The sequence below is a fragment of the Pseudomonas sp. SJZ103 genome (assembly GCF_007828335.1).
Classification (GTDB): Bacteria; Pseudomonadota; Gammaproteobacteria; order Pseudomonadales; family Pseudomonadaceae; genus Aquipseudomonas.
Map to the genome: position 1 here is coordinate 124,933 of NZ_VIUN01000004.1, position 13,926 is coordinate 138,858.

At 64.0% G+C, this 13,926-nt stretch carries 11 protein-coding genes; 1 reads left to right on the forward strand and 10 read right to left on the reverse strand.

Annotated features, from left to right (window positions below; all coding sequences use genetic code 11):
- Positions 1-73: 73 nt before the first annotated feature.
- Complete coding sequence (locus tag FBY10_RS11425) at positions 74-2,824, forward strand: glycoside hydrolase family 3 protein (RefSeq protein WP_145336255.1); 2,751 nt, start codon at positions 74-76, stop codon at positions 2,822-2,824.
- Positions 2,825-2,873: 49 nt separating this feature from the next.
- On the opposite strand, the gene FBY10_RS11430 is transcribed toward FBY10_RS11425, so the two are convergent.
- The 10 genes from FBY10_RS11430 to FBY10_RS11475 form a co-directional block, all read right to left on the reverse strand.
- A complete protein-coding gene (locus FBY10_RS11430; protein ID WP_131698256.1) occupies positions 2,874-3,488 on the reverse strand; it encodes a TetR/AcrR family transcriptional regulator in 615 nt (204 codons plus the stop codon).
- 62 nt (positions 3,489-3,550) lie between these two features.
- Positions 3,551-4,342, reverse strand: coding sequence for a Fe(3+) dicitrate ABC transporter ATP-binding protein FecE (gene fecE / locus FBY10_RS11435; RefSeq protein WP_131698257.1), 792 nt, complete (start codon positions 4,340-4,342; stop codon positions 3,551-3,553).
- Positions 4,343-4,346: 4 nt separating this feature from the next.
- Positions 4,347-5,315 carry an iron chelate uptake ABC transporter family permease subunit gene (locus FBY10_RS11440; protein ID WP_145336257.1) on the reverse strand — a complete coding sequence of 323 codons (969 nt, stop codon included), beginning with the start codon at positions 5,313-5,315 and terminating at the stop codon, positions 4,347-4,349.
- Positions 5,312-6,301: an iron-dicitrate ABC transporter permease FecC gene (gene fecC / locus FBY10_RS11445; RefSeq protein ID WP_131698259.1), complete on the reverse strand. Its 990-nt coding sequence runs from the start codon at positions 6,299-6,301 to the stop codon at positions 5,312-5,314. The genes FBY10_RS11440 and fecC overlap by 4 nt, the downstream gene beginning before the upstream one ends.
- A 2-nt stretch (positions 6,302-6,303) precedes the next feature.
- Positions 6,304-7,224 (reverse strand): Fe(3+) dicitrate ABC transporter substrate-binding protein, encoded by a 921-nt coding sequence (locus FBY10_RS11450; RefSeq protein WP_145336259.1) that lies wholly within the window; start codon positions 7,222-7,224, stop codon positions 6,304-6,306.
- Between the two features lie 140 nt (positions 7,225-7,364).
- Positions 7,365-9,770, reverse strand: coding sequence for a TonB-dependent receptor (locus tag FBY10_RS11455; RefSeq protein WP_131698261.1), 2,406 nt, complete (start codon positions 9,768-9,770; stop codon positions 7,365-7,367).
- Between the two features lie 122 nt (positions 9,771-9,892).
- Positions 9,893-11,503: a gamma-glutamyltransferase family protein gene (locus FBY10_RS11460; protein WP_131698262.1), complete on the reverse strand. Its 1,611-nt coding sequence runs from the start codon at positions 11,501-11,503 to the stop codon at positions 9,893-9,895.
- 22 nt (positions 11,504-11,525) lie between these two features.
- On the reverse strand, positions 11,526-12,305 hold the full coding sequence (locus FBY10_RS11465) for an amino acid ABC transporter ATP-binding protein (RefSeq protein ID WP_092485926.1): 780 nt from the start codon (positions 12,303-12,305) through the stop codon (positions 11,526-11,528).
- A 2-nt stretch (positions 12,306-12,307) separates the two neighbouring features.
- Positions 12,308-13,084, reverse strand: coding sequence for an amino acid ABC transporter permease (locus FBY10_RS11470; RefSeq protein WP_015884889.1), 777 nt, complete (start codon positions 13,082-13,084; stop codon positions 12,308-12,310).
- 12 nt (positions 13,085-13,096) lie between these two features.
- Entirely contained in the window at positions 13,097-13,903 is an 807-nt protein-coding gene (locus tag FBY10_RS11475; protein ID WP_131698263.1) for an ABC transporter substrate-binding protein, read from the reverse strand.
- Positions 13,904-13,926: the final 23 nt, after the last annotated feature.

The following is a 13,926-nucleotide window of genomic DNA, read 5'->3' on the forward strand; positions in this document are numbered from 1 at the left end:
AAAAGTGACGAGGTGCGGTGCAACTCGCACTTCTCGGCGCGCCATGTTTACTGAACTGTTGTCGGAGAGACCCATGAATAAACGCAAAATGATCGGTGCACAGTCGGCATTCGCCCTGCTGGCACTGGCCGTGTCCCAGGTGCATGCGGCCACCAGTCCTGCCCTGGATGAAGGTCGGGTAAGCCGCGCGGAAAAAGCTGCGGACAAGACCCTGGCGAAGATGACCATGGAAGAAAAACTCGCCTACATCGGCGGCACCGGGGGCTGGGACGTCAAGCCACTGACCCAGTACGGCATCCCGCAGATCCACGGCGCCGATGGCGGCGTGGGCGTGCGCTACACCAGCGAAGGCAACGCCCAGGGCGTGGTCTATCCGTCGGGGCCGAACCTGGCCGCCAGCTGGAACCCGCGTCGCGCCATCGACCTGGGCCGCGCCCTGGGCTATGACACCGCCAGTGGCGGCTATCAGTTCGTCACCGGGCCTGGGGTGAACCTGTACCGCATGCCGTACAGCGGCCGGGCGTTCGAGTACTTGTCCGGTGAAGATCCGTTCCTTGGCGCCAGCCTGGGGCCGGCGCTGATCAACGGCATTCAGTCCCGTGGCGTGTGGGCCAACGCCAAGCATTTCGCCGCCAACGACCAGGAAAGCAACCGCTTCCACCTCGATGAAATCATCAGCGAGCGCGTGCTGCGCGAGATGACCCTGCCGCCGTTCGAGTCCGCCTCGAAGAACAGCAAGGTCGCAATGATGATGTGCGCCTTCCAGAAGGTGAACGGCGAGTTCGCGTGCCAGAACAAGCACCTGATGCGTGACATCCTCAAGACCGAATGGGGCTACCCGGGCTTCGTGCAGAGCGACTACAACGCGGTGGTCGACGGTTTGCCGGCGGCCCAGGCAGGCACCGACCTGGACATGATGGGCTACCAGATGAACAGCACCATCCTCAAGCCGTACCTGGACAGCGGCGAGCTGAGCAGCGCGACCATCGATGACAAGGTGCGCCGCATCCTCAAGCAGATCTACCTGTACAAGTTCGACAGCAAGACGCCGCTGACCAGCCACAACATGAACAGCGCCACCAGCAACCGCGTGGCCCTGAACGCCGCGCGCGAAGGCATCGTGCTGCTGAAAAACCAGAACAGCCTGCTGCCGCTGGACGCCAAGAAGGTCAAGCGCATCGCCGTGGTCGGCACCCTGGCCAAGTACGCGCCGCCTACCGGTTTTGGCAGCGCCAACGTCATGGCCGCCAACTACATCAGTGAGCTGAGCGGCTTGCAGCAACTGGCGCCGGGCGCCAAGGTCGATTTCATCGACGGGCTGTCCCTGGACCCGGCCACCTCGACCTGGACCCATGCCGACAGCAATGGCAACAGCGTCAAAGGCTTGAAGACCGAGTTCTTCAGCAACACCAACTGGTCCGGCGACCCGGCCGCCAGCCGCACCGACACCCATGTCGACCTGGACTGGTCCACCGACAGCCTGCCGGTGAACGGCGATACCGCCGCCACTTCGATCCGCTACAGCGGCCAGATCACCCCGACGGTCAGCGGCGAGCAGGTGTTCAAGGTGCGTGCCGACGGCGCCGTGCGCCTCTACGTCAACGGCAAGAAAGTCCTCGACAACGGCGACGGTAAGCCGCTGCCGAACAACAGCATTCCGCCGACCATCCCGGTGTTTGCCAAGGTCAACCTGGAAGCCGGCAAACCGGTCGACATCAAGCTGGAATATTCACGCCGCAACGGCTACCTCTCGACCATGGGCGGCCTGGTCGGCGTGCAGATGAGCTGGGCCTCGCTGGTGGCACCGCAGGACCTGGCCAAGTACGACGCGGTACTGGTCGCGGCCGGTAACAGCAATGAATACGAAGGTGAAGGCTTCGACCACAGCTTCGACCTGCCCGAGTACCAGAACCTGCTGATCCAGAGCATCGCCAAGGTCAACCCGAATACCGTGGTTACCCTGCACGGCGGCACCGGCCTGAAGATGAGCGACTGGATCGACCAGGTACCGGCCGCGCTGCATGCGTTCTACCCTGGGCAGAACGGCGGCCAGGCCTTGGCGGAGATCCTGCTGGGCAAGGTCAACCCGTCGGCCAAGCTGCCGATCAGCATCGAGCGCAACATCGAAGACAACCCGATCTACGCGACCTTCCCCAAGTTTGACAACCAGGAAACCCTGGCCGAGATGAGCTACAAGGACGACCTGTTCCTGGGCTATCGCGGCTATGAGAAAAAGGGCATCAAGCCGCTCTACCCGTTCGGCTACGGCTTGTCGTACACCACCTTCGGCTACAGCAACATCAGCGTGACCCCTGGGGTGGCGGTGGCCGGTGCGCCGATCAAGGTGTCGTTCGACCTGGCCAACACCGGCAAGGTCGCGGGCGCCGAAGTGGCCGAGTTGTACGTGGGCCAGAACAACCCGAAAGTCGAACGTGCGATCAAGGAACTCAAGGGCTACAAGAAGGTGTTCCTCAAGCCGGGCGAGAGCAAGCGCGTGACCATCGAGCTCAACGATCGCTCGCTGGCCTACTACGACGTGGCGAGCAAGCAATGGGTCGTGGATGCCGACAGTTTCAACCTGTCGGTGGGCGCGTCGTCCCAGGATATTCGCCTGAACGCCAAGCTGGTCAACCCGTTCCGCCAGGAACTGTCGACCACCACGAGCAACCCGCTGCCGCGCTCGGCGCTCAACTCGACGCTGCGTGAATCGACGGTGAAGACCGGCGGTGTGCTGCATCAAAATGAAGGGGATAGCGGCACCAGCGACGGTGATGGCTATGACATGAGCGATGACAGCAGCCAGGGCAGTGCCACCGGCAACTGATCCTTGTGGGAGGGGGTTTGCTCCCTCCCACATGTTGACTGTGTTCGACTCAGGTTCTGATGGCTGCCTCGACCCGTGCGATGTAGCTGTCAAACCGCGCCACCAGGTCCACCTGCTCCGGAAAGCGCAGCCACTGGATCTGCAGGCCGTCCATCATGGCCAGGATTTCTTCCACCAGCCCGGCGATGTCCACATCGCTGCGCACCTCCCCCGCTGCGACCAGGTCGGCAAACTGCCCCTGCAAGCGCCGCTGGATCCCCGCATAACGCTCCTGGAACCACGCCCACGCCGGTTGGGTGTCGAGCAGACTTTCGGCATTCAAAATGGTAAACGCGCGCACCACCCCCGGTGCGGTGGCGTTCGAACGGTTGATCGCACGCAGGCTGCCGAGCAACCCGGTCAGGGACTTTTCGGCGCGCACTTCATCGGCGATTCGTTGATTGACCTCATCGCGACGTTGCAGCACGCCCATCAATAATGAAATTTTGCTGGGAAAGTGATGCAGCACACCGGCCACGGAAATACCGACGATGGCCGCCACCTTTGCCACTGAAGCGCCGCTGTAGCCCTCCAGGGAAAATACCTGCAAGGCCGCGTCCAGCAGCTCTTCGCGGCGTTTTTCACCTTTGGGGGCGCGGCGGGTCTTGGGGGTGGGCTCGGTCATGGGGACATCCTTGTGGGCAGGCTTGCACCGTATCCAAATTGCCCCTGGGCCGCAAATAAAGCTCAGGCTTGAGGTCGGGTACTTTTCTCGACCAGGCACATGGGGGTGCCGGCCACCGGCTCCCGCATGATCTGCACCTGCACCTCAAACACCTGGCGCATCAACTCCGCACTGATCACCTCCCCCGCCGCGCCATCGGCCACCAGCTTGCCAGCGTGCATCACGGCCAGGTGGTCGGCGTAGCGGCAGGCCTGGTTGATGTCGTGGAGCACGGTGATCACGGTCTTGCCTTCGGCGGCCAGTTCGCCCATCAGGTCGAGCAGTTCGACCTGGTGGCTGATGTCGAGGTAGGTGGTGGGTTCGTCGAGCAATACCACAGGTGCGTTTTGCGCCAGGACCATCGCCAGCCAGGCGCGTTGGCGTTGGCCGCCGGACAGGTCCGCCAGGGCTCGGTCGGCCAGGTTGTCGAGTTCAAGGCGTTGCATGGCTTGGGTCACATGGGCCTGGTCATTACCGCTCAGGCGTCCCCACAGCGAGTTGTGCGGGCTGCGGCCATAGGCGACCAACTGGCGCACGCTGACGCCTTCGGGCACCGGCAGCACTTGGGGCAGGAATGCAATGTGTCGGGCCAGTTGGCGGGCGGACAGGCTGGCGTAGGGCTGGCCGTCCAGGCTCAGCTCGCCTTGCGTGGGCTTGAGGATGCGCGCAAACGCCTTGAGCAAGGTGGACTTGCCGCAGCCATTGGGGCCGATCAACGCGGTGACCTTGCCCGCCGGTGGCGTGAACGACAACCCCTGCACGATGGGGGTGGCGCCGTAGCCGATATCCAGCGCGCGTGCTTGAAGAATACTCATGTGATCAGCCCTTGAACCGTGCCAGTAACCAAAGAAAATACGGTGCGCCAATCACCGCTGTAAGCACCCCGGCGGGGATTTCGCTGGGCGCGATCAGCGTGCGCCCGAGGGTGTCGGCCAGCACCAGTAACAGCGCGCCGATCAGCATCGCCGCCGGCAGCAGGTACTGGTGATGCCCACCGACCAGGCGCCGTGCCATATGCGGTGCGACCAGGCCGATAAAGCCGATCGGCCCGATCACGCCCACGCCGAGGCTGGTGAGCAGCACTGCGCAGGCCATCGCCAGCCAGCGCGTGCGGTTCAGTGCGGTGCCCAGGCTGTGGGCCGCCTCATCACCGAGGGCGATCAGGTTCAACGGCTTGGCCAGGCACAACCCCAGCGGGATCAGCACCAGGAACGGCAACACCAGCGCCACATGGTGCCAGTTGCGGCTCCACAGGCTGCCGGTGAGCGCGAGCAAGGCGGTGTTGATGTCCAGCGGGTGGGACAGGATCAGAAACTCGGTAACGCTGGACAAGGTCACCGCAATCGCGACCCCGGACAACGCAAAACGCACGCCGGAAAAACTCACGCCGGTGTTGTACAGCGCCAACAGCAACGCACCACCGGCGCCGCCCAGGCAGGCCACCAGGGGCAGCCAGGCAATCGGCAAATGCGGCCAACTGATGATTGCCACCGTCAGCGCGAGCCCCGCACCTTGGGTGACACCGAGGATCTCCGGCGAGGCAAGCGGGTTGCGAATCACGCCCTGCACAATCGCCCCGGCCAGGCCGAATGCGCAGCCGGCGAGGATCGCGATCAGGCTGCGTGGCAGGCGGTGGTTCCAGACTTCAAAGTCGAGGGCGTCATGGGCCAGCAGGCGCTCCAGCACCGTTTCGGGCGTGAGCCACAAGGTGCCGGCACTGAGGCTGACGAACGTCGCCAGCAGCAACAAACCGAGCAGCAGCCAGAGGCGCAATCGTGGCTGGGTCATAGGGCACGCCTGGCGAGAAAGAGGAAGAACGGGGCACCAATCAATGCAGTGACCACCCCGGCCGGGGTTTCCACCGGGAACGCCACGGCGCGGCTGAGCAGGTCGGCGCCCAGCACGATCACCGCACCCAGGGCGGCACTCAGCGGGATCAGCCAGCGGTAGTCGTTACCAAGGAACTGGCGAAGGATATTCGGCGCGATCAACCCGACAAAACCGATCGGCCCGACCGCGCAGACACTCGCCCCCACCAACAACAGGCTGGCGACGAACACCTGCAAGCGCAGGCTGGCGATGCCCACGCCCAACGAGCGCGCGGCGTCTTCGCCGAGGTTGATCAGGTTCAGGCGTGGCGCGCACCACAACGCCCACACGCCGCCGATCAAGGTGCACGGCCAGAGCAATTGCACCTGCGTCGCACCGACGTTGGCCAGGGAACCGGCCAGCCAATTGAGCACGCTTTGCGCCTGGGCTTCGACCAGGATCACCGTGAGCCGGGTCAAGGCAGCACACAACGCGGCGACGGCCACCCCGGCCAACACCAGCCGACCTTGGGCCGTGGTCGGCGACCAGGCACCGCCGAGGCTGAACACCGTGACCCAGGCCAGCGCGCCGCCCAGGCAGGTCATCAGCAAGGCACCGCCGGCAAACGGCGGCGCGACCAACCCCGTGGAAAACAACGCAAGCCCCAACGCCGCGCCCGCCGTCACGCCGAACAGCGACGGCGATGCCAGACGGTTGCGGGTGATGCCCTGCATCAGTGCCCCGGCCAAGCCCAGGCAGGCGCCCACCAATGCCGCGCACACCGCACGCGGCACGCGCAACTGGGCGACGATATAGGCCATATTGCCGCCAACGCTGCCCTGATGCATCAGGCCATTCCAGGCGTCGGCCGCCGTGAGGGTGAACGGCGACCAGCTGTACAACGACAGCCAGAACAACACGGCGCCCAGCACTACGATGCCGACTGCGGCCAAACCACGGTCCATGCTTATTGGCTCAGTGCGGCTTTGCCGCCCTTGAGGATCGCCAAGGCGTCCTCGGCGATCTGCTCCGAGGCCAACACGCCACGGTTGCGCGCCCAGCTGTCACCGTCCACTTCGGCCACCTGCTGGTGACGCACCGCGCCCAGCACTTGCCACAGCGGCTGCTTGCTCCAGCTGTCGACGATGCTCGGGCGGCGATAATGGCCGACCAGCAGCCAACCCGGATCGAGGGCGAGCAGTTGTTCAAGGCTGACGAATTCGGTCGGGGCGGCGTTGGCGCGCACCGATGGCACTTTCAGGCCGATGGCTTGCAGCACGCTGCCGGCGTAGGAGTCGGGGCCGTGCACGGAAAAGCTGTCTTCACGGGCGACACCGAACAACACGCTGGCACCGGCGGGGATCTGCTGGGCGACTTTCTTCAGGTTTTCACGGTTCTGCGCGATGCGGGCTTCCATCTGCGGGCTTTTGCCCAAGGCCTTGCCGATCAGCTCGGCGGACTTGAGGCTGCCCTCGTAGTCCTCACCACGCGAGGGCAACAACAGGGTCGGCGCGATGCTTGCCAAGTCGCTGTACAGCGCCTGGTGGCGGTTGAGGTCGGCCACGATCAGGTCCGGCTTGAGCCGCGCGATTTCTTCGATGCTCGGCTGCGAACGCAGGCCCACGGATTTCCATTGGCCGATGGCCTGGCGCACACGCGGCAGCACGCGGGTGGCGTCGCCATCATCGGCGGCGCCGACGGGGGTCACGTCAACGGCAGCGAGGCTGTCGAGAAAAGAGAACTCCAGCACCACCACACGCTTGGGCGCATCGGGTAGATGCACCGCGTGCTGGCCGTCATTGAGGTCGATAGGGGCAGCGCTTAGCAGGCTGGAAGAGAACGCCAGCAGGCAGGCGGCAAGGGTGGGGATGGAGCGCAGCAATCGCATGGAGGTACCTCGGCGTTAAAACACCCCAACTGGACGGGCTGGGGAAAACGGCGGGTACTATTCCATATCGGTGCGGCGTGATCAAAAAACATTCTCATTTGTGGGAGGGGGCAAGCCCCCTCCCACATTTTTAACCGCGTCTAGAAGTCGACGGTGGCAGACAGCAGGTAGGTACGTGGGGTCGACAAGGTCAGCCCCGGCTCGCTGTCATCCGACGCGCCGGCCGAACTCCAGTAGCGCTTGTCGGCGACGTTCTCCACGTTCGCCCGCAGGGTGATGTGCTTGTCATCGACCTTGAAGGCGTAGCGGGCGCCCACGTCGATGCGGTTCCAGGCGTCGATTTCCTTGACGTTGGACTGGTCCAGGTATTGGGAACTGGAGTGGATGCCTCGGCTGGTCAGGGTCAGGCCTTCGAGGGTCGGTACATCCCACTCGGCCCCGAGATTGACGTTGTACTTGGGCGTGGCCGGCGCGCGGTTGCCGTCCCAGGCGCCATTGGTGGTGTCCTTCAATTTGCTGTCGATGTACATCACACCGCCGAGCAAGCGCACGCCCTTGAGCGGTTCGCCGAATACGCTCAGCTCCGCACCGGTGTTCTGGCGCTTGCCATTGGGGCCGAACAGCCGCGACGTGGCGTTGGTCTCGTAGGCCGGTTGCTTGATGCGGAACACGGCGGCGGTGACGGCGAAGGCACCGGCATCGTACTTGGCGCCCACTTCCACCTGGCGGCTGATAAACGGCGGGAAGATCTGGTCTTCGTTGCGCGACGTGGACGGTGCGATCTTGCCCTGGCTCAACCCTTCCATGTAGTTGGCGTACAACGACAGTTTGTCGGTGGCTTTGAACAGCAGGCCACCCGAAGGCGAGATCTTTTCTTCGTCGTAGTTGGTCTTGCCTTTGATGCCGTCGCTCCAATCGTCCACGATCACTCGCTGCCAGCGCGCACCGAGGGTGAGCAACAGGCGGTCATCGAAGAAGCCCAGGGTGTCGGACAAGGCCACGCCACTGAACTTATTCTCGGTGTAGACCTTCGCATCCTGGCGCGTGACCGTGGACGGCGTTGGGGTTTGCACCGGGTTGTAAATATTGCTCGACGCCTCCCCATACCGCGCACCGCCGTTGGTGAAGTCCATATAGAAATAGCTGGCGGCCAGGTTGACCTCATGACTCACCGGCCCGGTGTGGAACCAGTTACGCACCCCGGCCGTGGCGGTTTGTACGTTCTCATCGCGGGTGAAGTCCCGAGGCTGCACGCGGAAGGCGCCGGCTGCATTGCTGACCGACACCGCATGACGCAGGAACTCGTGGTTACTTTTACGCGCGCCCACACCGCCGTAGAGCATCACCGAATCGCTGAGGTCATATTCGGCGTTCACCGTACCGAAGGTGTCCTTGGTGCGGGCCTTGCTCCAGGACTGCGCGTAGTTGCGGCGTACATCGTTGGCGCTGGGCACCGGCGCGGCAGCGGCGACTTGCACACGTTCCTGCGGCGCATCGGTGTCGCGCTCGGTGCGGCCGATATCGGTGGAAAGGCGCAGGCGCTCGCCACGAAAATCCAGGCCCAGCACGGCCATCTCACGGTCGACGCTCTGGTGGTCCCATTCGGTATCGCCGGACTGCTTCACGCCGTTGAAGCGCAGGCCGAATTTGTTGTCCTCACCAAAGCGCCGCCCCACATCCACGGCGCCACCGGCCTGGCTGTCGGAGGCCCAGGTGCCGGTGAACGAGGTGATGTCCTTGTCGGTGGCACGCTTGGGCACCACGTTGATCCCGCCGCCCACGCTGCCGCGCGGCGAGATGCCGTTGATCAACTGGGTGGGGCCTTTGAAGATGTCGACGCGGTCGGCCATTTCCATGTCGATGGTGTAGGTCGGCAGCACGCCGTACAGGCCGTTGTAAGACACATCACTGTTGAACAGGCTGAAACCGCGAATGGTGAACTGTTCATAACGCCCGCCGGCCGGGTTGGTGGCGCGTACCGACGGGTCGCTGGCGATCAGGTCGCCGAGGGTGCGCGCCTGCTGGTTTTTCACCGCGTCCTGGGTGTAGGTGGTCATGCTGAACGGCGTTTCCATGAAGTCACGGGTGCCCAGCAGGCCTTGCGAACCACGTCGCGCCACCTGGCCACCGGCGTAGGTGTCGCCGTCGTACAGGCCAGTGGTGCCGAGGATGGACGTGGGCGCCAGCTCCAAACTGCCGCCCTCCGGCACCGGCACCAGCATGTAAGCCTGCTCCCCCATGGGCTGCAACTGCAGGCCGGAGCCTTGCAACAGGCGGGCAAAGCCCTCTTCCACGCCGTATTCGCCGGATAAACCACTGCTGCTGCGCCCGCTGACCAGCGCCGGGTCCACCGACAGGTTGACCCCCGACAGCCCGGCAAAACGGGTCAACGCCGCACTCAGGCTACCGGCAGGTACTTGGTAGCTGCGGCGCGCGGCGCTGTCTTCGGCATAGCTGACGGGGACGAACAACGGGCTGGCGCTGAGGCTCAGCATCAGGCTCAGTTTGAGCAACGGGCGCAAGCGCAAGGGTTGGACTGCGGGCATTGGAAGAAGCTCTCGATTTTGTTCACTTGCCTGGAATGACAGGCGAGGTGAAAAAAGGGGACAGGCTTCAACCAACTTTTTTCAAAATGGCAGGGCAATGGCGGCGCCATGCCCTGCCCTGGTTACCATACCGCGATATGGGAATCCGCACGCGGTTCGGTGCCGCCGCACAGCACGCCGCTGACCGGGTCGCGCAGGATGATCTGCCCACGGCCGTAGTCAGTGAGGTCGCTGGCGATCTGCACCTGGTGACCACGCCGGGCCAGGGCATTGGCCAGGTCGCGGGAGGCGCCCTGCTCGATGCCGACCTTCATGTCGCCCAGCCATTGCCAGCGCGGCGCATCCAGTGCGGCCTGGGGGTTGAGGCCGAAGTCCACCAGGTTCATCACCATCTGTACGTGGCCCTGGGGCTGCATATAGCCGCCCATCACGCCGAACGGGCCAAGGGCCTGGCCGTCCTTGGTGAGGAAACCGGGGATGATGGTGTGGAAGGTCTTCTTGCCTGCTGCCAGGCAGTTGGCGTGGGTCGGGTCGAGGCTGAATTCCTGTCCACGGTTCTGCAGCGCAATGCCGCTGTCGGGCAACACCACGCCGGAGCCGAAGCCGTGATAGTTGCTCTGGATGAACGAGACCATATTGCCTTCGGCGTCCGCCGTGGCCAGGTATACCGTGCCACTGGCGTGCGGGTCACCGGGCTTGGGCGCCTGGGCCTGCTCGCCGATCTGGCTGCGACGGCGGGCGCTGTAGTCGTCGCTGAGCAGGTCGGCCACTGCCATGCGCATATGCAGCGGGTCGGTGATGTAGTGCAGGCCGTCGCTGTAGGCGAGCTTCATGGCCTCGAGCTGGCGGTGCCAGGTCTGTTGGCTGTCGCGGTGATCGAAGGTGAAGCCTTCGAGGATGTTCAGCGCCATCAGCGCCACCAGGCCCTGGCCGCTCGGAGGGATTTCCCAGACGTCGACACCGCGATAATTGATGTGGATCGGGTCCACCCACTGTGCGCGGTAGTCCTTGAGATCACTGGCGCGCAGGTATCCGCCGGTGGCCCGTGAGTGGGCGTCCAGGCGTGCGGCCAGGTCACCGCGATACAGGCTTTCGCAACGGCTGGCGGCCAGTTCTTCCAGGGTGCGCGCCTGGGCCGGGTTGCGGAAAATCTCGCCCGCTTGGGGGGCGCGCCCATCGATGAGGAACGTGTCGAACCAGGCTTGCAGCACTTCATCGCGGTGCGGGCTGAATTCGTTCAAGGAGATCTGCCATTGGTGGGCAACCACCGGTGACAGCGGGAAACCCTCGCGGGCCAGGCGGATGGCGGGTTGCAGCAACTCGTCAAACGCCAGCTTGCCGAAGCGTTGCGACAGCTCCGCCCAGGCCGATGGGCAGCCGGGCACGGTCACCGGGGTCCAGCCGTACAGCGGCATCCGGTCGTGCCCGGCAGCCTTGACCGCCTCGACACTCAAGGCGCCCGGCGCATGGCCGTTGCCGTTCAGGCCATGCAACTGGCCCTTGCACCACACCAGGGCAAACGCATCGCCGCCCAGGCCGCAGCCGGTGGGCTCCACCACCGTGAGCGCGGCCGCCGTGGCGATGGCCGCGTCGATGGCGTTGCCGCCCTTTTGCATGATCTCGATACCGGCCTGGGCGGCCAGGGGCTGGGACGCCGCGACCATGCCACGGCGGGCAAATACGCTCTGGCGCTGCGACGGATAGGGATACTCGTGAGCAGAAAATTTCAACATGGCAAAGGCTCTTCAAAAAAAGTCATAACACACGGCTGAGAAACGCCCGGGTACGGGGATGACTGGGGTGGCTGAAGATCTGTTCCGGCGGCCCTTGTTCGATGAGTTCGCCCTGGTCGAGTACCACCACGCGGTCCGCCACTTCCCGGGCAAAGCCCATTTCATGGGTGACCACCACCATGGTCATGCCCTCCTCGGCCAGCTCTTTCATCACCTGCAGCACTTCACCGACGGTTTCCGGGTCGAGGGCGCTGGTGGGTTCGTCGAACAGCATGGCCTGGGGTTTCATGGCCAGGGCGCGGGCGATGGCGACCCGTTGCTGCTGGCCGCCGGAGAGCATCGACGGGTAATGGCTGGCCTTGTCCGCCAGGCCGACCCGCGCCAACAGGCCACGGGCCTGTTCCAGTGCTTCGGCACGTGGCGTGCCGAGGACCTGGATCGGTGCTTCGATGATGTTTTCCAGCGCCGTCATGTGCGGGAACAGGTTGAAACGCTGGAACACCATGCCGATGTCGCGGCGCTGGCGGGCGATGTTGCGCTCCGAGTCGCGTACCAGGCTGCCGTCGCTGCGCTCGCGGTAGCCCATGGCGCGGCCGTTGACGCGGATGCGGCCGCCCTGGATGTCTTCCAGCAAATTGATGCAGCGGATAAAGGTGGTCTTGCCCGAGCCCGAGGCGCCGATCAGCACCACCACTTCTCCGCGTCGTACTTGCAACGAGATGCCCTTGAGAATCTGCAGCGCGCCGAACGACTTGTGGATATCCAGCGCTTCGATGATCAGTTCGTCACTTTGGTGCGCCATGGTTATCGTCCCCTCAGCAGTTTCAGGGTGCTGCGCCCGAACATGCGACTGGCTGCCGGTGGTGGCGCGGAAGGCCGGTCGGATTGGCTGAAGCGGGTTTCGAGCCAGCGTTGGAAAAAGCCCCAGAGGGTGGTCAGCGTCAGGAAGTACAGGGCGACCACCAGGTACAGCTCGAACACCCGGAAGGTGGCCGAGGTGATCATCTGGGTGCTGAGCAGCAGTTCCTGCACACCGATCACGCTGACCAGGGTGGTGTTCTTGAGCATCACGTTGAACTCATTACCCAGCGGCGGCACGATCACCCGGAACGCCTGGGGCAGCACGATGCGTCGCATCAACTTGGCGAAGCCCATGCCCAGGGAGCGCCCGGCTTCATATTGGCCCTTGTCCACCGCACCGATACCGGCACGGATGATCTCGGCCATGTAGGCACCTTCGTTGAGGCCCAGGGCAATGATCGCCGCCTGGATATTGCCGGGGACGATCAAACCGAACAGCTCGATATCCTCAAAGCGGAAAATCCCGCCCGCCGCCAGCGCCGTGTACAGAAACACGATCTGCACCAGCAGCGGCGTACCGCGCATCAGCCACACATAAAAACGCACCGGCAGATGCAACAGCGGGTTCTTCGACAAGCGCAACAACGCCGCCGCCAGCCCCAGCGCGCAGCCCAACAGCATCGCCAGTACGCTGATCAGGCACGTCAGCCACAGCCCCGTGAGGTAAACCCCACTAGGCTGCAGCAGGTACTGCCAGAACACATCCCAATTGAAATTCATTGTTGTAGAACCTCAGTCGAGTGTGTCGCTGCTGACATGCCATTTGTTCAGCAACTGCACATAGCTGCCATCACTGCGCATGTCGCTGATCACCTGCTGCACGGCGGCGGTCAGTTGCGGGTCGTCCTTGCGTATGCCCAGGCCGGTGAGGATGCGGCTGAACGCCGGCACGCCCTCCTGGAACAGGTCCGGGGCCATTGCTGCGTAGTAACCGGCGGTTTCCACGGTGGTGCCGTAGGCATCGACCTGGCTGATACGCAGGGCCTGGAACGCGTCGGTGTCGGTGTTGTAGACCACCAGTTTCATCGGGGGCTTGCCGGCATTGGCCAGGCTTTCATTGTGGGCATCGAGCAGGGTCTTGATGGTGGAGCCGTTGAGCACCGCGACCTTGTGCGCGGACAGGTCATCCAGCGCCTTGATGCCCTTGGGGTTGCCCTTGGGCACCACCACCGACTGGCTGGAATACATGTAGTTGACGATGTCGATCACCTGGCGCCGCTCGGGTTTGTCGAACAGCTGGTCGACGATCATGTCGCACTGCTGGGCGAGCAACGCCGGCACCAGCCCAGAGAACGGAATCACCCGCCATTGCACCTGCTTGTCGCCCAGGCGCCTGGCGATTTCCAGGCCCAGGTCGACGGTGAGCCCTCGGGGTTTCTGGGCTTCGTCGAAGGACACCAGGGGCGGGGAATCCATCCCCGAGCAATAGACAAGTTTGTCGACTTTTTGCAGACGATCCGGCACTTGAGGCGCAGCAAAGGCCCCTTGTGCGCAGAGACCGAAGGAGACAGCCACCAGCAAGGCGCGGCATTTATGCATGACCAGACACTCCAGTTCGTTGA